Consider the following 19,779-nt stretch of genomic DNA (forward strand, 5'->3'; position numbering starts at 1 on the left):
CCAGGATGGTGGGGCGTTCTCAGCGGAAATCGGCGGGCTTTAGGCCATGCCGCTGCAGCTTGTCGTACAGCGTCTTCCTCGGAACCTGCATTTCGGCGAGCACTGCGGATATGTCCCCACGATGGGACTGTAGCGCGTCGCGCAGCAGTTCGCCTTCGAACCTGTTGACGCGGTCGGGAAGACTTAGGCCGTGATCGGGCGCGCGGGTGTTGTCATCGAGTGACAAGGCGACGCGTTCCGCAAAATGCGCCAGTTCGCGGATATTGCCGGGCCAGTCGGCCTCGACCAGCAGGCGTCTTACGCTGTCGCTTATAGAGGGAATATCGATGCCGTGGCGGTCCGCCGCGCGACGCAGGAAGTGGGCGAACAGCAGCGGAATGTCTTCTCGCCGTTCGCGCAGGGGCGGTACGCGGAGTCTCACCACGTTCAGACGGTAATAGAGGTCTTCGCGAAAGGCGCCCCCACGTGCGGCCTCGCCGAGATCGATCTTTGACGAGGCCAGTACACGCAAATCTAAGGCGCGGGGCTCGTTGGCCCCGATGGGATGGACCTCGCGTTCTTCCAGGACACGCAAAATCTTGACCTGAACGGCCAGAGGCATGCTCTCGACCTCGTCCAAAAACAATGAGCCGTTGTGTGCGCGTTCGACGTGCCCGACCCGGCGGCGCAAGGCTCCGGCGAAGGCGCCGAGTTCGTGTCCGAACAGTTCGCTCTCGATCAGCCCGTCAGGCAGGGCGCCGCAGTTGACGGCGACGAACGGGGCCAATCGTCGCCGGCCGCCGTTGTGCAGGGCGCGCGCAACGGCCTCCTTTCCTGTTCCGGTTTCGCCTTCGATCAGCACGTCCATTCGGGCATCGGCGATCTGAGCGATGGTGGCGCGGAGGGCAATGATGGCGCGAGACGATCCCGCCAGGGGCAGCTCCTGTCCGCTGTCCGAGGCCATCGCCAGCAAGCGACGGTTTTCCAGGACCAGACCGCGTTTTTCCAGAGCGCGGTTCAAGCTGTCTTGAAGGCGCTCAAACGGAAAGGGCTTGGCGACGAAGTCGTAGGCGCCGTCCTTCATCGCTGCGACGGCGTCGGTGATGTCGCCATGGCCAGTGATCATGATGATCGGCAGGGTGGCGTCCAACGCTTGCAGGCGGCTGAGCAACTGGCGGCCATCAAGGCCAGGCATCCGCAGGTCGGTGATCACGACGCCCGGAAAATCGGCATCGATCGCTCTCAGCGCGGGTTCCGCCCCTGGAAAAGCGCGAATGTCATAACCTTCCAGGGTCAGGCGCTCGACCAAGGCATGGCGGAAATCGGCGTCGTCCTCGATCAGGGCGACGGCAGTGGGGCGGGCAAATTCCATCACGCGATCCTCAGGGTGGCGACAAAGGTCGCTCCGATGTCCTCGTCGACCAAGTCGAGCTCGCCACCGAACCCGGCGATCAGATCTCGACAGATGACCAGACCCAGGCCGAGCCCATTTGCGCGTGTGGTGACAAAGGGGGTGAACAGTTGGGCGCGCACAGCGGGCGGCACGCCTGGACCATTGTCGGAAATACTCAATCGAACACGGTCTTTTTCGCGCAAGACCTTCAGCGTTAGGCGTGGCCGATCGCAGCCTTCCAGCGCTTCTGAAGCGTTCTTGACCAAGTTGACGATCACCTGTTCCAGACGAAAGCGGTCGGCGCGTACTGTGACGTCTGCGTCGCCCTCACGGATCAACTCGACGCCGCCCTCGTCCAATCGGCCGCGCGTCAGCAGCAGGGCGCCGTGGATGGCGTCCTCCAGACGGACGATGCCGATTTTGGGATCTGACTTTCTGGAAAAGACCCTGAGGCCTTCGGTGATGGCCCCGATGCGCTGGGTCAGGTCGCTGATCCGCGCCAATGCCCCACGCGCCTTAGCGGCCTCGTCGCGATCAAGCAGAACGCCGGCGGTCTCTGCCTGGGTCTGGATGGCGGCGACGGGTTGATTGATCTCGTGCGCCACGCTGGCGACGATCTGCCCCAGCGCGGCGAGTTTGCTGGCTTGAACCAGCTCGTCACGCAGCAGTTCGCGTGCGGTCTCGGCTCGGCGGCGTTCCTCGATCTGGCGATTGAGGGCGGCGTTAGCGTTACGAAGCTCGTGGGTGCGTTCGTCGATCAGCCTTTCCAGTTCCAGCCGCGCCTCTTCCTCGGCACGGGCGCGGACAAGGGCCTGATGGCGACGACGCAGAAGCACGACGATGACTCCTGCCAGCAGGGTGACGATCAGGGCCGCAAGCGCCCGCGCGGTTGCGACGGCCATCCCAATGGATCCACGATCCGGCGACAGCAGGTGCAGAGTCCAGCCGGGCGTTTCCGTTGGGATCGCCGCATGCATCCAGCGCTGCTCGCGGCCATCGACTGGAGCTTGGATCAGACGCGGTCGATCATTGGGAGGCGTTACGAAGGGGAGGGGGCGCAACGCCTCGGGTTGGAGCGTCTGATCGGTCAATGTCAGCCGCCGTCGAAGTTCGTCCTGCGCTTCTGTGGTGCGGAAACGCCATGCCGGCACGCTGGTTATCAGCACGACGCCGCCGGGGTCGACAACATAGGCCGGCTCACCAGACGCGCGCCATTCGGCCTCGAGAGCGGCGAACTCGACCTTGACCACGACGACGCCCACGGCGGAGCCGCTCGACCCGTCAACACGCCGCGCCAGATAGAGTCCGGGCCGGCCGGACACAGTGCCCAAGGCGAAGAACTCCGCCTGGCCTTGGCGCATGGCGTTGATGAAATAAGGCCGAAACCCGTAGTCGGCGCCGACGAAACTGGTCGGCAGGCGCCAGTTGCTGGCAGCGCGGGTTCGTCCGCTGGCGTCGATGATATAGATGGCGGCGGCGCGTGTCTGACGCGCCAAGGTTTCCAGTTTAAGGCTGACTGTATCGCCTTTGGCAGTCTGCGGGGCGCTCAGCAGGTCGGCGATGTCGGGATCGCTCGCCAACGCCAGGGGCAGGGAGCGGTGCTTTTCCAGTTCGCTGCGTAGCACGGCCGCGTGCAGGGCGGCGGCGGCCTCTGTCTGCCGAGCCAGTTCGATCTTGGCATCACGCCGAGCGACCTCGCCTGCGCCGAAAGCCGCCAAGGCTGCGATCATGAACCAGCACACTGTCGTTACCAGCCAAAGGGAGCGCCAAGGTTTTCGAGCCGAGTCTGTGACCTGTGCATCCTGCATGTTCGCAGTGTGCGGATAATCGCACGATAGGGCCAGCCTTGTGGGTGAAAAACCGCACAAATATCTTAACCGATCCTCACGCTTTTCCAGAAAGTGCCTGATTTTCATAGAGAACGAGGCGTTGGATCAATCGCTTTCGCGATGATGGTTCTCGTTGGAAGCTCTATCCAACGGAGCGTGGCGAAGATCGCGCCCATCGAGGAGACTGCGGGATCACCCCCCGCACATCAGGAGCCCTTCGTGATCTCAGTCCCGTCAGAGGCCGCGCCGGTCGTTCGCCGGCCGTTCTATCGCCACCTGTATTTCCAGGTGCTGATCGCCATCGCGCTCGGCGCCTTGATCGGTCACTTCTGGCCGACGTTCGGCGAGAGCCTGAAGCCGCTGGGCGACGGATTCATCAAACTGGTGAAGATGGTCATCGCGCCGGTGATCTTCCTGACCATCGTGACCGGCATCGCCGGCATGCGCGATCTTGGTAGCGTCGGTCGCGTCGCCGCCAAGGCTTTCGCCTACTTCCTAGTCTTCTCGACTCTGGCTCTGATCGTGGGCCTGATCATCGCCAATCTGGTGCGTCCGGGCCATGGCTTGAACATCGACCCGGCGACGTTGAACGCCGGCGCTGTCGAGCAGTATGCGGCGGCCGCGCACGAGAGCACGATCGTCGGCTTCCTGATGGGCGTCATTCCCGACACGCTGGTCAGCGCCTTCTCGACCGGCAACATCCTGCAGGTTCTGTTCGTGTCGATCCTGTTTGGCCTCGCCCTTGCGTTGGTGGGCGAACGGGCCCAGCCGGTGGTCGATCTGTTCGAGACCCTCAGTCTTGCTGTGTTTAAGTTGGTCGCTATCGTGATGAAGGCTGCGCCCATCGGCGCCTTCGGGGCCTTCGCCTTTACGATCGGCGCCTATGGCATCGCATCGATCGCCAATCTGGCCGCCTTGATCGTGACCTTCTACGTCACTGCGATCATCTTCGTCGTCGGCGTGCTGGGTCTGGTGGGCGTCGCCAACGGCTTCAACATTCTCAAGCTGATCCGTTACCTCAAGGAAGAGCTTCTGCTGGTGCTGGGCACTTCCAGTTCAGAGGCGGCCCTGCCCAGCCTGATCTCCAAGATGGAACGCGCGGGCGCCGCCAAGTCGGTCGTCGGCCTGGTCGTGCCGACCGGCTATTCGTTCAATCTGGACGGCACCAACATCTATATGACGATGGCGGCTCTGTTCATTGCTCAGGCGCTGAACATCGAACTCACCATCTGGCAGCAGATCACGCTTCTGCTGGTCGCCATGCTCAGCTCAAAAGGCGCAGCGGGCATCACGGGCGCGGGCTTCATCACCTTGGCGGCGACCCTGTCGGTCGTGCCGGATGTGCCAGTCGCCGGCATGGCCCTGATCCTGGGCATCGACCGCTTCATGAGCGAATGCCGGGCCCTGACCAACTTCATTGGCAACGCCGTGGCCACCATCGTCGTGGCCCGCTGGGAGAACGCGCTGGATCGCGACGCTCTAGCGGCCGCGCTGGACGGACATCCCTTGCCGGTGGCGGCGCTGCCTGACCCTGCGGCGGGGCCTGGAGACGATCTGGTTCTCGCCAAGGACTGACGGCGAGAACGACTTTTGAATGACGGGACCGACGACATAACGACGGCCCGGGAGGAGGAAACATGAAGATGCAATCCAAGTTCGCACTGATGGCGGGCGCGGCCTCGGCTGTCCTGCTGATCTCGGCGGGAGCGGCTCTGGCTCAGGACGCCGCGCCTCAGTCCACGCCAGCGCCGGAGGGCGAGGCGGCGCAGGTCGAGGACATCGTCGTCGTCGGCTCTCAGATCCGCGGCGCCTCCACCACGGCGGCTCTGCCGGTGACCGTCGTCACGCAGGAAGAAATCATCGCGACCGGCGCCGTCAGCGGCGATGATCTGCTGCGGTCCATTCCCCAGATGGGCGATGTGCTGTTCTCCAGCGCCAACAATCCTCAAACCTCGAACGCAGCGCGAGGCGACGTCAACTCGGTCAATCTGCGCTCGCTCGGGGTGGGCAACACCCTGGTGCTCTTGAACGGACGTCGGATCGTTCAGCACCCCACCAGCCAAGGGACGTCAGACACCGGCACGGTGCCTGTGCTCAGCTACAACTCCAACGCCATTCCGGTCTCTGGGTTGGAGCGGTTGGAGGTTCTGCTGGACGGCGCCGCCGCCATCTATGGCGCGGACGCTGTCGCAGGCGTCGTGAACACTGTGCTTCAGCAGGATTTCGATGGCTTGGAGATGAAGGCCCAGTACGGCGGCGCGGAGGGCACGCATCGTCGAGAGTTCACCTTCGGGATGTTCGCAGGCAAGGATTTCGAGCGGGGCAATCTGTCGGGCTTCCTCGACTACACCAACCGCACCGCCCAGCAGGCCAGCGACGAGCCCTATACCGCCTCGGACGACCGCCGCAGCCTGTTCGCCAACGTGCCGGGCTATGAGAATTCGACCGACACCGACGGGCGCTCTTCCTATACAGCCTGGGCCAACTTCCAGACGCCGTTCCAAGTCCGTCGGGGCACAACGGCCCTGACGACCGGCGCCGGCGCCTTCCACAATCAGCCTTCCAGCTTCGGCTGCACCGCGCCGGTTGGGGGTGATGTTTGCCTGGCCAGCGGCAACATCAGCTACAGCGGCGCTGGCCGCGAGTTGCGCTACGACGGGGCGCGGGGCACCACCCAATCGCCGGACATCGAACGGTTGAACCTGTTCGTGTCGGGTCACTTCGATCTCGACAACGGCGTCACGGTCTTTGGCGAACTCGGCTATTACACGGCATCGACCCAAAACCTTCAGCCGCCGACCATCCTGCTGAACCCGCTCTGGATTCCAGCCAGCAACTACTGGAATCCGTTCGGTCCCGTCACCTTTGCCGACGGCACGCGCAATCCCAATCGTCTCGCTGGCCTGACAAACGTCCCCACAGCCGGGACGGCCGTTAAGCTGGTTCGGTATCGCTTCAACGATCTGGGCGCCCAGGTGGTGGATGTCGACAACTGGCAGTCCCGATTCCTGGGCGGCCTGCGGGGCGAATGGCGCGGCTTCGATTGGGAAAGCGCGCTGCTGTATTCGGAAGCCGAGGCCACCGACAGCTCGAACGCCGTCAATCTGACCGCGCTTCAGGCCAATCTCGCCCTGTCGACGCCCGACGCCTAAAATCCGTTCAGCGGCGGCTGTGTGAACGATACCAGCTTCGGCGATTGCACGCCCAGTTCTCAGGCCGCGATCGACGCCATCACGACCGACCTGACACGGGTCTCCAAGACGACGCTGGCGCTGTGGGACTTCAAGCTCAGTCGTGCGGATGTCTTCGCGTTACCGGCCGGACCCGTCAGTATGGCCCTGGGCGTCGAGGCGCGTCGGGAAACTCAGCGTGACGACCGCGACGCCGATCTGGACGGCACCAACGTCTTCCGCGACAGCGTGTCGGGCGAGATCAGCCAGTCCAACATCGCCGCGGTTAGCTCCAACCCCGACACCTACGGCAAGCGCGAGGTTTATTCGGCCTATGTCGAGTTTGCCGTGCCCGTCGTGTCGCCGGAGATGAACATTCCGCTGGTTCGCAGTCTCGATTTCCAACTGGCCGGTCGATACGAGCACTATTCCGACTTCGGCGATGTGGCCAAGCCCAAGATCGCCATGGCCTGGGACCTGGTCGAAGGCGTGCGCGTCCGGGGCTCGTATTCCGAGGGTTTCCGCGCCCCAAACTTGGAACAGACCAACGCGGCGCAATACGGGCGTCTATCGACCAATAACGATTACATCCGCTGTGAGGCCGATCTACGCCTGGGTCGGATCACCAACTTCAACCAATGTTCGCAACCCGCCAGCGCCTCGCTGCTGGTGTCGGGCAATCCCGAGCTTCAGCCCGAGGAAAGCACCAATCAGTCCATCGGCCTGGTTTTGCAGCCCTGGTTCATTCCCGAGCAGTTTGGCCGGTTCACCTTCACGCTGGACCGCTGGAAAATCGAGCAGGAGAAGATCGTCGGTCTGCTGGGCGCGCAGTCGAACGTCGTGCTGGACTATCTGAACATCCTGCACGGCACGCGGAACGACAACGTCAACCGCGCGGCGGTGACGGCCGACGACATCGCCTTCTTCCAGGGCAGCGGAATCACTCCTGTCGGACAGATCGTCTCGGTCGAAGACCAGTTCATAAACTTGCTGCCGCAGACGGTGGAGGGGCTCGACATCGGTCTACATTGGCGGCTGCGCGGCACACCTTGGGGCAACTTCCGCGCCAGCGTTAATGCGGCGCATCTGACGAAGTTCGACCGTTCTCCCGGCCCCTTGGTCGAGTCGCTGTTCGCAGCGCGTGAAGCCGGCCAGATCAATGCGAACACGCCGCTGCCGATCTCTCAGACCCTGTTGGCTCGCAACGGCCGGCCGGAATGGCGGGTGACGGGCTCGTTCACGTGGTCGCAAGGGCCATGGCAGGTAGGCGCATTCACCCAATACAACAGCGCCGTCACCGAAGCCGGCTTCCTCAGCGCCCAAGGTGACCCCTGGCAGGTCGATAGCCAGATCACTGGCAATCTGTATGGTCAGTATGAGTTCGGCGACAACACCGGCTTTGCGTCCGGCACAACGGTGCGCCTGGGGGCGCGCAACATCACTGACGAGCAGCCGCCGTTGACTTCGTCGGGCTATCTGGGCGCGCTCTACAATCCCTACGGCCGCTACTGGTACGCCAACATCTCCAAGACGTTCTGAGAGGGAGAGGCGCGATGACCGACCGTATTGTTCGATCTCTGGGGGCGCTGGTCGCCGCCTGGGCCGGCATCGCGCCGATGACGCAGGCGCAGGAAACGCAGACGGCCGTCGCGGCGCCTGTCGATCCTGCGCCCGCGCCAGCCGATTGCCCGGACTTCGTGCCGCGGCAGACGCGGTGCTGGTCGGGCAGGGCGGTCAAAGGCGGCTATTATTGGATCGCCGTGCCTCAGGACTGGAATGGCGCCCTGATCGTTCACGCACATGGCGGACCTCGCACCAGCGCGCCAGAACCGAACGATCCGCTGGAGGACATGGAGCGGTTCTCCATGACGGTGAAGGAAGGTTTCGCATGGGCGGGCTCGACCTATCGCCGTGGCGGCTATGGCGTACGGATGGCGGCGGAAGACACGGACGATCTGCGCCAGATTTTCTGGAACGCCTTCGGCAAACCACGTCGAACTCTGGTGCATGGCCAGTCCTGGGGCGGAAATGTCGCGGCCAAGACGGCTGAGCTCTACGCCCGCGATGCCGAGGGACAGGTCATGTGGGACGGCGTCGTCCTGACCAACGGCGTAATCGGCGGCGGGACCCGCACCTACCGCTTTCGCGCCGATTTGAGAGCGGTGTATCAGTTCTACTGCAACAACCATCCGCTTCCGAACGAGCCCCGGTATCCGCTTTGGCAGGGGCTGCCGCTAGACAGCGATCTGAACCGGGCGCAGTTGGCCGAGCGGGTCAAAACCTGCACGGGCGTGGGCCTGCCGCTTGCCGAGAGGTCGGCTGAGCAGAAGCGCAATCTGGCGGATATCCTGGCCGTGACGGGCGTGAACGAGGAACAGTTGGTTCCGCATCTGGCCTGGGCGACCTTCCTGTTCCGCGACATGGTTTTGCGCCGTCTTGACGGGCTGAACCCCTTCGACAACAGCCATACGGTCTATCAGGGTTCGCACGACGACGAGGCGTTGAACGCTGGCGTTCAGCGGTTCGCGGCTGATCCGATGGGTGTGGCGCGCTTGGCCTACGACGCGGATCTCAGCGGTCTGATCGTGGCGCCGACGCTGACGATCCACGCCAAAAACGATGCGACAGCCTTCGTCTCCAACGACGCGCTTTACAGGGAGACGGTCGCCGCAGCGGGACGATCGGACCTATTGGTCCAGACGTTCACAGACGAGTCCGAACATAGCCGCCTATCGCCGCCAGAGTACGTCGGTCTTTTCCAGGCGATGATGCGCTGGCTGGACGAGGGCGTGAAGCCGACGCCCGCTGACGTTGCCACGCTGTGTCAGGTGGCGGCTTCACGCTACGAGGACGGCTGTCATTTCGACACCACCTTCAAGCCGTCGACGGACAGCCGCGCCAACTGAAGCTGCCGCTGCGGCTCACAACGATCTGCTCCAAACGCAACACGGCCCGCAGGCGACTGCGGACCGTGTCTGTTTGTGCGTGACCTGAAAGATCAGGCCGTCTTGGCGCGGTCCTTGTCGGAGGAGCTGCGGGCCAGTTCGCGGTTCAGCCACAGGGCCAGCAGCGTGCAGATCGCGCCCGACAGCAGATAGGCGCCGGCGGCGATCAGGCCGAACTGGCTGGAGATCCAAAGGGCCGCCAGGGGCGCGAAGCCGGCCCCGACCAACCAGGCCAGGTCCGAGGTCAGGGCGGACGAGGTGTAGCGATTGGTCAAGCTGAAGCTGGAGGCCACCGGGCCTGAGGCCTGTCCGAACGACAGGCCCAGCAGGATGAAGCCCGAAATCATGAAGGTCAGTTCGCCGACGGGGCCTCCGTTCAGCAGTTGCGGTGCAAATCCCGAGAAGATGGCGATACCGACGGCCGTGATGGCCAGCAGTGTGCGGCGACCGTAGCGGTCGGCCAAAATGCCTGAGGCCAAGATCGCCAGCAGGCCGAACACGGCGCCGACCATCTCGATCAGAAGGAACCGAACCGGCGTTTCTTTCGTGAACAGGAACACCCACGACAGTGGGAAGACGGTGACCATGTGGAACATGGCGAAGCTGGCCAGCGGCGCGAAGGCGCCGATGGCGATCTTGGGGCCTTCCTCGCGCACGGCTTGGGAAACCGGCGTGGGTTGAAGCTCACGCGTCTCGAACAGCTTTTGGAAGGCGGGCGTCACCACGATGCGCAGCCGGGCGAACAGGGCCACGACGTTGATGGCGAAGGCCACGAAGAACGGGTAGCGCCAGCCCCAATCCAGGAAGTCCGGGGCCGACAGGGTGTTGAGGAAGAAGGCGAACAGGGCAGAGGCCACCAGCAAACCGATGGGCGCGCCGAGCTGCGGGATCATGGCGTACCAGCCACGCTTGTTTTCGGGTGCATTCAGCGCCAGCAGCGAAGCCATACCGTCCCAGGCGCCGCCCAGGGCGACGCCCTGGCCGATGCGGGTTAAGGCCAGCAAAACCGGCGCCCACATGCCGATGCTGTCATATCCGGGAATGAGGGCGACAGCCACGGTGGAGGTGCCGAGCAGCAGCAAGGCCGTCGTCAGCTTCGCGCCACGCCCGAACCTGCGGTCGATGGCGATAAAAAACACCGTGCCCAATGGCCGGAACAGAAAGGCCAGAGCGAAGACCGAAAAAGACAATAGTGTGCCGCCGACCGGACCGGCGAACGGGAAGATGAGTTGCGGCAAGACGACCACCGAAGCGATGGCGTAAACAAAGAAGTCGAAAAACTCGGAAGTTCGGCCGATAATGACGCCGATGGCGATCTCGCCGGCGTCAACCTTGCCATGACCCGTCTGAAGGGCGGCGGCGTCGCGTTCCAGCGACTCTGACGAAGGGGTCGTCGAGGCGGACATGGGCTTGGTCGCTCCGTGTGAGACTGAATTATCGGCCGTACGGCAGGTCGCCGCATTATGACCGGGCGCCCTTTGCGATGAAAGCGGCCTCGTGAGGATAGGACATATTGCCCAATGTCGTTCCTGATTGAGCTTGAGTATCCCGCCGCCTACGAACGCCAACCGTCGCGGCGCCTCCCCCTCGCCCGACGCTTTTCGATTGGATCCGCCTTGCGCCGTCTGCGCCTACTTTTGCTCGCGCCCGTCGTGGCCCTGCTGTCGGCCTGCAACCTGGTCGTCCTGAACCCTGCCGGCGACGTCGCGTCCCAGCAGGGCGATCTGCTGATGATCTCGACCCTGCTGATGCTGATCATCATCGTGCCGGTGATGGGTCTGATCGTCTTCTTCGCCTGGAAGTATCGGGCGTCGAACAAGGCGTCCGAGGCCGACTACCGTCCCGACTGGGATCACTCCACCTCGCTGGAGCTTGTCATTTGGGCCGCGCCGCTGATGATCATCATCTGCCTGGGCGCCCTGACCTGGGCCGGCACCCACCTGCTGGACCCCTATCGTCCGATCGACCGGATCAAGCCGGGGCAGGCCGTCGAGGAAAGCGCCGAGCCGTTGCAGGTCAATGTCGTCGCGCTCGACTGGAAGTGGATGTTCATCTACCCGCAGTACGGCGTCGCCACGGTCAATGAGCTGGCCGCGCCGGTTGACCGCCCGATCCGCTTCCACATCACCTCGTCATCGGTGATGAACAGCTTCTACATTCCCGCCCTGGCCGGCCAGATCTACGCCATGCCGGGCATGGAGACGAAGCTGCACGCCGTCATCAACCGTCCGGGCGAATACGAAGGCTTCTCGGCCAACTATTCCGGCGACGGCTTCTCGCACATGCGCTTCGCCTTCCACGGTCTGGATCAGTCCGGGTTCGACCAATGGATCGCCGGCGTGCGCCAGGGCGGCCAGACGCTGGACCGCGACCGCTATCTGGAGCTGGAAAAGCCCAGCGAGAAGGTGCCCGTCATGCGCTTTGGCGCCGTGGACGGCATGCTGTGGGACGCGATCCTCAACATGTGCGTCGAGCCGGGCAAGATGTGCATGGGCGAGATGATGGCCATCGACAAGCAGGGCGGTCTGTCCATGGCGTCGGTGCGCAACACCATGCCGCTCGTCTATGACAAATATGCCGGTCGCGGAAAATCGCCCGCCTACTTCGGCTCCAACGACAGCTACGTCATGACGATCTGCACCCCGCTGCAGGCCGAGGCCGCCGCCGCCGACCGCATGCGCCGCGCCGAACTGGATACGGTCGCCGGACCGACCAGCCTGGAGCGCCTGACCGGGCAGGGATTGTCGCCGGGCCAGACGCCGATGGCCTCGCTGACGACGCTGGCCCGCAATCCTTTCGCCACGGGGCCGGTTCCGACCGACGTCCGTTCCGCCCCCACCGCCTGAGCGAACACAGTCGATGAACGCTGATCAACTCATTCCGCTAATCTTCGGGCGCCTTACGCTTGAGGCTCTGCCGCTGCACGAGCCGATCCTGGTCGTGACCATGTCGGTCGTGCTGCTGGGCGGTCTCGCCCTGTTCGGCGCCCTGACCTATTTCAAGCTGTGGGGCTATCTCTGGAAGGAGTGGTTCACCACCGTGGACCACAAGAAGATCGGGATCATGTACATGATCCTGGGTCTGATCATGTTCGTGCGCGGCTTTGCCGACGCCATCATGATGCGCCTGCAACAGGCGATGGCCTTCGGCGGGTCCGAGGGTTACCTGAATGCCCACCACTATGACCAGATCTTCACCGCCCACGGCGTGATCATGATCTTCTTCGTGGCCATGCCGCTGGTGACGGGCATCATGAACTACGTCGTGCCGCTGCAAATCGGCGCGCGCGATGTGTCCTTCCCCTTCCTGAACAACTTCAGCTTCTGGATGACCACGGCCGGCGCCGTCATCGTCATGGCCTCGCTGTTCGTGGGCGAGTTCGCGCGCACCGGCTGGCTGGCCTATCCGCCGCTGTCGGGCATCGGCTACAGCCCCGGCGTCGGGGTCGATTACTACATATGGGCGTTGCAGATCGCGGGGGTGGGCACGACGCTGTCCGGCATCAACCTGATCGCGACCATCGTGAAGATGCGCGCGCCCGGCATGGGCATGATGAAGATGCCGGTCTTCACCTGGACCTCGCTGTGCACCAACGTGCTGATCGTGGCATCCTTCCCGGTCCTGACCGCCGTCCTGGCCCTGCTGACGCTGGACCGTTACGTCGGCACCAACTTCTTCACGAACGACTTCGGCGGCAACCCGATGATGTACGTGAACCTGATCTGGATCTGGGGTCACCCCGAGGTCTACATCCTGATCCTGCCGCTGTTCGGCGTCTTCTCGGAGATCGCCTCGACCTTCTCGGGCAAGAAGCTGTTCGGCTATACCTCCATGGTCTACGCCACGGTCGTCATCACGATCCTGTCTTACCTGGTCTGGCTGCACCACTTCTTCACCATGGGCTCTGGCGCCTCGGTGAACAGCTTCTTCGGCATCACGACGATGATCATCTCGATCCCGACGGGTGCGAAGATCTTCAACTGGCTATTCACGATGTACCGCGGGCGCATCCGGTTCGAGCTGCCGATGATGTGGCTGGTCGCCTTCATGCTGACCTTCGTGATCGGCGGGATGACGGGCGTGCTGCTGGCGGTGCCGCCGGCCGACTTCGTGCTGCACAACTCGCTGTTCCTGGTGGCCCACTTCCACAACGTCATCATCGGCGGCGTGCTGTTCGGCCTGTTCGCGGCGATCAACTTCTGGTGGCCCAAGGCCTTCGGCTTCAAGCTGGACAAGAAGTGGGGCCTGATCAGCTTCTGGTGCTGGGTGCCCGGTTTCTGGCTGGCCTTCCTGCCGCTGTACGTGCTGGGCCTGATGGGCGTGACGCGCCGGATGCGGGTGTTCGACGATCCCTCGCTGCAGATCTGGTTCGTCATCGCCGCCATCGGCGCCGGCGTCATCGCCCTGGGCATCGCGGCCATGTTCATCCAGTTCGCCGTGTCGATCCTCAACCGCGACAAGCTGCGCGACACGACGGGCGACCCGTGGGGCGGCCGCACGCTGGAGTGGGCGACCTCGTCGCCGCCGCCGGCCTACAACTTCGCCGCCACGCCCTACGTCCATGACGCCGACGCCTGGTGGGACATGAAGAAGCAGGGCTATCAGCGTCCGCTGAGCGGCTACAAGGCGATCCACATGCCCTCGAACACGGGGGCGGGGATCATCATCTCGGGCCTGTGCCTGGTGATGGGTCTGGCCTTGATCTGGTACATCTGGTGGCTGGCCGCCATCAGCTTCATCGGGGTGCTGGCCGTCTCGATCGGCCATACCTTCAACTACAAGCGCGACTACTACATCCCCGAGGATGAGGTCCGTGCGACAGAAGAGGCGCGTACCCGCGCCCTGGCCGGAACGGAGGCCTGATCATGAGCGCGAGTGCGACTGCGACCGAGATCGACCGGACCGTCTTCCACCTGGAAGAGGAGCCGCACCACGAGGAAGGCTCCAGCACCATGCTGGGCTTCTGGCTCTATCTGATGAGCGACTGCCTCATCTTTGCGATGCTGTTCGCCGTGTTCGGCGTACTGGGCGGCAACTACGCCGCCGGGCCGGGACCCAAGGAGCTGTTCGACTTGGAGCTGGTGGCGATCAACACCGCCATGCTGCTGTTCTCGTCGATCACCTATGGCTTCGCCATGCTGGCGATGGATCGGAACAACCAGCGTCAGACGCTGGTCTGGCTGGCGATCACCGGCCTGTTCGGCCTAGCCTTCCTGGGGATCGAACTCTACGAGTTCGCGCACCTGATCCATGAGGGCGCGACGCCGCAACGCAGCGCCTTCCTGTCGGCCTTCTTCACCCTGGTGGGCACCCACGGCCTGCACGTCACCTTCGGCATCATCTGGCTGGTAACGCTGATGGTTCAGGTCAGCATGAAGGGCCTGATCCCCGCCAACAAACGCCGCCTGATGTGCCTTTCGATGTTCTGGCACTTCCTGGACGTCATCTGGATCGGCGTCTTCACCTTCGTCTATCTGCTGGGCATGCTGCGATGAGCGCCGACAAGAACGACCACAGCCCTGAGTCTCACGAGACCGACCACCTGGGTCACGAGGGGCACAATCACGGCTCCTTCAAGAGCTATATGATCGGTTTCGTGCTGTCGGTGATCCTGACGGCCATCCCGTTCGCCCTGGTCATGACCGGCGTCCTGCCGACCCAGGCGACGGCCCTGATCGTCATGGGCTTCGCCGTGGTGCAGATCGTGGTCCACATGATCTTCTTCCTGCACATGAACTCCAAGTCCGAGGGCGGCTGGATCATGCTGGCGCTGATCTTCACCATCATCGTGGTGGTCATCGCCCTGTCGGGTTCGCTGTGGGTCATGTACCACCTGAACACCAATATGATGCCCATGACGCACGACATGGCGCAGATGGGCGGCTGAGGTCGAGATCACGGACCCGTCCTCAGTCCCGGCCGGCGGCAAGGCCAGACGTTCGCGAACCTTCCGCATGGCGGTCGTGGTCGCGGGCCTGGCGTTGTTCGTCGGCTTTCTGGCGCTGGGCGGGTGGCAGGTTCAGCGCCTGGCCTGGAAGACCCATCTGATCGCCCAAGTCGATGCGCGCGTTCATGCGGCCGCCGTTGCAGCGCCTGGCCCGACCCAATGGGCCGGCGTGACTCGCGACAAGGATCAGTACCGCCGCGTCACGGTTCATGGTCGATTCCTGCACGACAAGGAAACCCTGGTTCAGGCGGTGACCGACGCCGGCGGCGGCTTCTGGGTCATGACGCCCCTGGTTGACAACCGGGGCTACACCGTCCTGATCAATCGCGGCTTTGTGCCCGCTGGCCGACGCGATCCGGCCGTCCGCGCCGATGGTCAGGTCGAGGGGCAGCAGACGGTGACCGGACTGCTCCGGATCACCGAGCCCAAGGGCGGCTTCCTGCGCGCCAATGATCCCGCCGGGGATCGCTGGCGGTCCCGCGACGTCGCGGCGATCGCTGCGCGGCGCGGCCTGACGACTGTCGCACCCTATTTCATTGATGCGGACGTCAGTCCGAACCCAGGCGGATGGCCGCGCGGAGGGCTGACGGTGATCCGGTTCGCCAACAGCCATCTGGTCTATGCCCTGACCTGGTTCGGCATGGCGCTGCTGACCGTGGTCGGTCTTTGGCTGTTCCTGCGCGACGGCAGGCGCAACAGGTCGTGACGACAACAACTTTGCAAAGACTGCTGGGCCTGGGGCTCAGAGGCGGGGTCGCGACCCACGGCGGCGCCAACCGCCGCAACATGCTTTTGCTGATCCAGTTGCGCTGGCTGGCGGTCGCCGGGCAGGTGGCGACGATCCTGCTGGTCCAATATGTGATGCGGATCCCGCTGCCGGTGCTGTGGTTGCTGGCGGCGCCGGCGGGTCTGGTGCTGGTCAATCTGGTCAGCGCGCCTTTGACCGTGCGCCGGCAGGAGGTCGAGGATCAGGCGCTGATGATCGCCCTGTTGGCCGATGTGGCGGCCCTGACTTGGCTGCTGTTCCTGACCGGGGGCGCGGCCAATCCGTTTGTGGCGCTGTATCTGCTGCAAGTCGTCTTGGGGGCGGTGCTGCTGGCGCCGGTCTATGCCTGGGCGCTGATTGCTATCACCAGCCTCTGTTTCGCCGGGCTGGGCCTGCATTCCCGCCCGCTGAACCTGCCGCCGGCGCGCGAGGATTCGCTGCTCAGCCTTTATCTTCAGGGCAGTCTGATCTGTTTCGTGCTGATGGCCGTGCTGCTGGTGTTGTTCGTCACCCGGATCAGCCAAAACCTGCGCGAGCGCGACGCCTCCATGGCCGCCCTGCGCCAGCAGACGGCAGAGCATGATCATATCGTCCGCATGGGCCTGCTGGCGTCGGGCGCGGCGCATGAGCTGGGAACGCCGCTGGCCTCGCTGTCGGTGATCCTCAGTGACTGGAAGCGGATGCCGGCCCTGACCCAGGACGCCGACCTGGCCCAGGACATGACGGTGATGCGGGCCGAGGTCGAACGCTGCAAGGCGATCGTCACCGGCATCCTGATGTCGGCCGGCGAGGCGAGGGGACAGGCGCCCGAGCGCACCACTCTGCGCACTTTCGTCGCCGATGTGGTGGCCAGCTGGAGCGGTGACGGGGTGGCGGTGCAGATCCGCGACGAACTGGCCCAGAACCCGTCCATCATCGCCGACCCGGCCCTGCGTCAGGTGCTGGGCGTGCTGTTCGACAATGCGGTCGAGGCCGGAGCGAGCCGCATCACCGTGACCACGACACGTACGGACGAGGATTTCGGCATTGCGGTCCGCGACGACGGGCCGGGCTTTCCGCCGGCGATCCTTCAGGCCTGGGGCAAGCCCTACAACTCCACCAAGCCCAGGCCCGGCGCCGGTCTTGGCCTCTTTCTGCTCATGAATGTGATCCGGTCGCTGGGCGGACGGGTAGAAGCCTCCAATCCCCCGGCGGGCGGCGCAGAGGTGCGTCTGACCCTGCCGCTTTCGGCCTTGGCTCCGACGGACGAGATCGCGCATGACCGATGACGCCAGATTGCTGCTGATCGTCGAGGACGACGAGTCGTTTTCAACTACCCTGCGACGCTCGTTCGAACGGCGTGGCTATACGGTCGTCAGCGCCGCAAGTCCCGACCAGATGGCCGAGGTGCTGAAGACGCATCGCCCCGGCTATGCGGTCGTCGATCTGAAGCTGGGCGGACATTCCGGCCTGACCTGTGTCGAGGCTCTTCACGCTTTCGATCCCGAGATGAACATCGTCGTCCTGACCGGCTTCGCCAGCATCGCCACGGCGGTCGAGGCGATCAAGCTGGGCGCCCGGCATTATCTGGCCAAGCCCGCCAGCACCGACGACATCGAAGCCGCCTTCGGCCGGGCCGACGGCGACGCCGAGACGCCGCTGGGCACACGCCCCACCTCGATCAAGACGCTGGAGTGGGAGCGGATCCACGAGACGCTGGTGGAGACCGACTTCAACATCTCGGAGGCAGCGCGGCGGCTGGGCATGCACCGCCGCACCCTGGCGCGAAAGCTGGAAAAGCGCCGCGTCACCTAGTCCAGTTCGGCCGCGATCCGGTCGGCCAGCGCCCGTAAGGTCGCCGTATCCGCCATCGGCGCATGGCCGTGACCTTTCATCTCGCGATCGGCCCAGCGCGGCACGATGTGGAAATGCAGATGGAAGACCGTCTGTCCGCCCGCCTCGCCATTGAACTGCAGGATCGACAGACCTTCGGGCTTCAGCGCCTTCTCGACCGCCTTGGCCGTGCGTTGCAGGGCGGCGGTCACGCGGACCAGCACCTCGGGCTCGATCTCCAGCAGATTGCGCGCCTGGGACTGTTTGGCGATGATCAGGACGTGGCCTTTCGATTGGGGAAACACGTCCATGAAGGCCAGGACGTGGTCGTCCTCCCACACCTTCACCGACGGAATATCGCCGCGCAGGATCTTGGCGAAGATGTTGTTCGTGTCATAGGCGCCGTGCAGGCTCATGGGCGGTCTCGGTGCGGTTCGGATCTTCGATAGCAGCGCCGTCTGCGAAGGGGGAGCCTTCGTCCACCTTGTGCATTATGGTCACGCTTGAACGTTACGAGGGCCGTCATGATCCGTTTCATCATCCAGGCGCTGGTCACGATGGCGGGCCTTTGGCTGTCCGCCCGGATCGTGCCGGGCGTCGATTTTACCAGCACCGGGTCGTTGATCGCGGCGGCCATCATCTTGGGTCTGGTCAACGCCTTTGTACGGCCGATCCTGGTCGTGCTGACCTTCCCGATCACCGTCGTGACGCTGGGTCTGTTCCTGCTGGTGGTGAACGCCGCCATGATCGGGCTGACTTCCGTCTTCCTGGACGGTTTCCGGGTCGACGGCCTGTGGGCCGGCGTCGGCGCCGCCATCGTGACCGGCGTCGTCAGCTGGGTGGCCGGCGCCTTCATCGGCGGCGGCGAAGAGGCGCGGGGCTGAGCCTTATCCCACCTTCACCCGCGTCGCCGCCTCGGGCAGGTCCTCGCCGAAGGCGCGCTGGTAGAACTCGGCGATGGTCGGGCGTTCCAGCTCGTCGCACTTGTTCAGGAAGGTCAGGCGGAAGCTGAGGCCCAGGTCGTCGTTGAAAATCTGGGCGTTCTGAGCCCAGGTGATGACGGTGCGGGGCGACATGACGGTCGAGATGTCGCCGTTCATGAAGGCGTTGCGGGTCATGTCGGCGACGCGGACCATGGCGGCGATCCGGCGGTGCCCCTCGGCGTCCTTCCACTCGGGCACCTTGGCGGCGACGATCTCGGCTTCCACGTCGTGATCCAGATAGTTCAGCGTGGTGACGATGTTCCAGCGGTCCAGCTGGGCCTGATTGATCTGTTGCGCACCGTGATACAGGCCCGTGGTGTCGCCCAGGCCGATGGTGTTGGTCGTGGCGAACAGGCGGAACCAGCGGTTCGGGCGGATGACGCGGTTCTGGTCCAGCAGGGTCAGGCGACCCTGGGCCTCCAGCACGCGCTGGATCACGAACATCACGTCGGGCCGGCCGGCGTCGTATTCGTCGAAGACCAGGGCGATGGGGCGTTGCAACGACCAGGGCAGGATGCCCTCGCGGAACTCGGTGACTTGCTTGCTGTCCTTCAGGACGATGGCGTCCTTGCCGATCAGGTCGATCCGGCTGACGTGGCTGTCCAGGTTCACGCGAACCAGCGGCCAGTTCAGCCGGGCGGCGACCTGTTCGATGTGGGTCGACTTGCCGGTGCCGTGATAGCCCTGGACCATCACGCGGCGGTCGAAGGCGAAGCCGGCGCAGATGGCGATCGTCGTCTGAGGATCGAAGCGATAGGCCTCGTCGATCTCGGGCACATGGCTGTCGCGCTCGTCGAAGGCGGGCACGGTCATGTCGCTGTCCACGCCGAAGGCGTCGCGCAGGGTCACGCGGCGATGCGGTTCGAGCGTCAGCAGGGGATCGGGGGAGGCGTCGAGCGGGGAGGTCATGGACCTCATCTAGAGGCGCCGCGCGCGCGGCTCAACACGCGCGCGG

Annotated in this window: 17 protein-coding genes; 12 read left to right on the top strand and 5 right to left on the bottom strand. The window is 64.2% G+C overall.

Going from position 1 to position 19,779, the window contains the following annotated elements:
• Positions 1-19: 19 nt before the first annotated feature.
• Positions 20-1,351 carry a sigma-54-dependent transcriptional regulator gene (locus tag ABIB58_RS00555; protein WP_045811651.1) on the bottom strand — a complete coding sequence of 444 codons (1,332 nt, stop codon included), beginning with the start codon at positions 1,349-1,351 and terminating at the stop codon, positions 20-22.
• A complete protein-coding gene (locus ABIB58_RS00560; RefSeq protein WP_156146840.1) occupies positions 1,351-3,102 on the bottom strand; it encodes a sensor histidine kinase in 1,752 nt (583 codons plus the stop codon). Before ABIB58_RS00560 ends, ABIB58_RS00555 begins: the two co-directional genes overlap by 1 nt.
• A 321-nt stretch (positions 3,103-3,423) precedes the next feature.
• Between ABIB58_RS00560 and ABIB58_RS00565 the strand changes: the two genes are divergently transcribed.
• From ABIB58_RS00565 to ABIB58_RS00580, 4 genes are all read left to right on the top strand, one after another.
• Positions 3,424-4,776, top strand: coding sequence for a dicarboxylate/amino acid:cation symporter (locus tag ABIB58_RS00565; protein ID WP_369796290.1), 1,353 nt, complete (start codon positions 3,424-3,426; stop codon positions 4,774-4,776).
• A gap of 62 nt (positions 4,777-4,838) precedes the next feature.
• A complete protein-coding gene (locus ABIB58_RS00570; RefSeq protein ID WP_354038529.1) occupies positions 4,839-6,353 on the top strand; it encodes a TonB-dependent receptor plug domain-containing protein in 1,515 nt (504 codons plus the stop codon).
• Positions 6,354-6,374: 21 nt separating this feature from the next.
• A complete protein-coding gene (locus ABIB58_RS00575) occupies positions 6,375-7,910 on the top strand; it encodes a TonB-dependent receptor domain-containing protein (protein ID WP_231576688.1) in 1,536 nt (511 codons plus the stop codon).
• Positions 7,911-7,924: 14 nt separating this feature from the next.
• The gene (locus ABIB58_RS00580) at positions 7,925-9,277 is read left to right on the top strand and encodes an alpha/beta hydrolase (RefSeq protein ID WP_052689611.1); all 1,353 of its coding nucleotides are present in this window, start codon (positions 7,925-7,927) and stop codon (positions 9,275-9,277) included.
• 92 nt (positions 9,278-9,369) lie between these two features.
• Here ABIB58_RS00580 and ABIB58_RS00585 read toward each other — a convergent pair whose 3' ends face one another.
• On the bottom strand, positions 9,370-10,722 hold the full coding sequence (locus tag ABIB58_RS00585) for an MFS transporter (protein ID WP_354038532.1): 1,353 nt from the start codon (positions 10,720-10,722) through the stop codon (positions 9,370-9,372).
• Between the two features lie 210 nt (positions 10,723-10,932).
• On the opposite strand from ABIB58_RS00585, the gene cyoA reads away from it, so the two are divergent.
• From cyoA to ABIB58_RS00620, 7 genes are all read left to right on the top strand, one after another.
• Positions 10,933-12,162, top strand: a complete 1,230-nt coding sequence (gene cyoA / locus ABIB58_RS00590) for a ubiquinol oxidase subunit II (RefSeq protein ID WP_354038534.1) — start codon at positions 10,933-10,935, stop codon at positions 12,160-12,162.
• Between the two features lie 13 nt (positions 12,163-12,175).
• Entirely contained in the window at positions 12,176-14,179 is a 2,004-nt protein-coding gene (gene cyoB, locus ABIB58_RS00595) for a cytochrome o ubiquinol oxidase subunit I (RefSeq protein ID WP_354038536.1), read from the top strand.
• A 2-nt stretch (positions 14,180-14,181) separates the two neighbouring features.
• Positions 14,182-14,811, top strand: coding sequence for a cytochrome o ubiquinol oxidase subunit III (cyoC, locus tag ABIB58_RS00600; RefSeq protein ID WP_354038538.1), 630 nt, complete (start codon positions 14,182-14,184; stop codon positions 14,809-14,811).
• Positions 14,808-15,203 carry a cytochrome o ubiquinol oxidase subunit IV gene (gene cyoD, locus ABIB58_RS00605; RefSeq protein ID WP_045811653.1) on the top strand — a complete coding sequence of 132 codons (396 nt, stop codon included), beginning with the start codon at positions 14,808-14,810 and terminating at the stop codon, positions 15,201-15,203. The genes cyoC and cyoD overlap by 4 nt, the downstream gene beginning before the upstream one ends.
• A gap of 67 nt (positions 15,204-15,270) precedes the next feature.
• A complete protein-coding gene (locus tag ABIB58_RS00610) occupies positions 15,271-15,969 on the top strand; it encodes an SURF1 family protein (RefSeq protein ID WP_354038541.1) in 699 nt (232 codons plus the stop codon).
• 11 nt (positions 15,970-15,980) lie between these two features.
• The gene (locus ABIB58_RS00615; protein WP_354038543.1) at positions 15,981-17,297 is read left to right on the top strand and encodes an ATP-binding protein; all 1,317 of its coding nucleotides are present in this window, start codon (positions 15,981-15,983) and stop codon (positions 17,295-17,297) included.
• Positions 17,287-17,823: a response regulator transcription factor gene (locus ABIB58_RS00620; protein ID WP_039247355.1), complete on the top strand. Its 537-nt coding sequence runs from the start codon at positions 17,287-17,289 to the stop codon at positions 17,821-17,823. The genes ABIB58_RS00615 and ABIB58_RS00620 overlap by 11 nt, the downstream gene beginning before the upstream one ends.
• Here the strand turns inward: ABIB58_RS00620 and ABIB58_RS00625 are convergent.
• Positions 17,820-18,257 carry an HIT family protein gene (locus ABIB58_RS00625; RefSeq protein WP_354038546.1) on the bottom strand — a complete coding sequence of 146 codons (438 nt, stop codon included), beginning with the start codon at positions 18,255-18,257 and terminating at the stop codon, positions 17,820-17,822. The two genes, ABIB58_RS00620 and ABIB58_RS00625, sit on opposite strands and share 4 nt — an antisense overlap.
• A 108-nt stretch (positions 18,258-18,365) precedes the next feature.
• Here ABIB58_RS00625 and ABIB58_RS00630 point away from each other — a divergent pair, with 108 nt between their 5' ends.
• Complete coding sequence (locus ABIB58_RS00630; RefSeq protein ID WP_161639028.1) at positions 18,366-18,725, top strand: phage holin family protein; 360 nt, start codon at positions 18,366-18,368, stop codon at positions 18,723-18,725.
• Between the two features lie 3 nt (positions 18,726-18,728).
• Here ABIB58_RS00630 and cobS read toward each other — a convergent pair whose 3' ends face one another.
• Positions 18,729-19,733, bottom strand: a complete 1,005-nt coding sequence (gene cobS, locus ABIB58_RS00635; RefSeq protein WP_354038548.1) for a cobaltochelatase subunit CobS — start codon at positions 19,731-19,733, stop codon at positions 18,729-18,731.
• Positions 19,734-19,779 lie beyond the last annotated feature (46 nt).

This window comes from Brevundimonas sp. UYEF29 (assembly GCF_040546195.1).
GTDB lineage: Bacteria > Pseudomonadota > Alphaproteobacteria > Caulobacterales > Caulobacteraceae > Brevundimonas > Brevundimonas huaxiensis.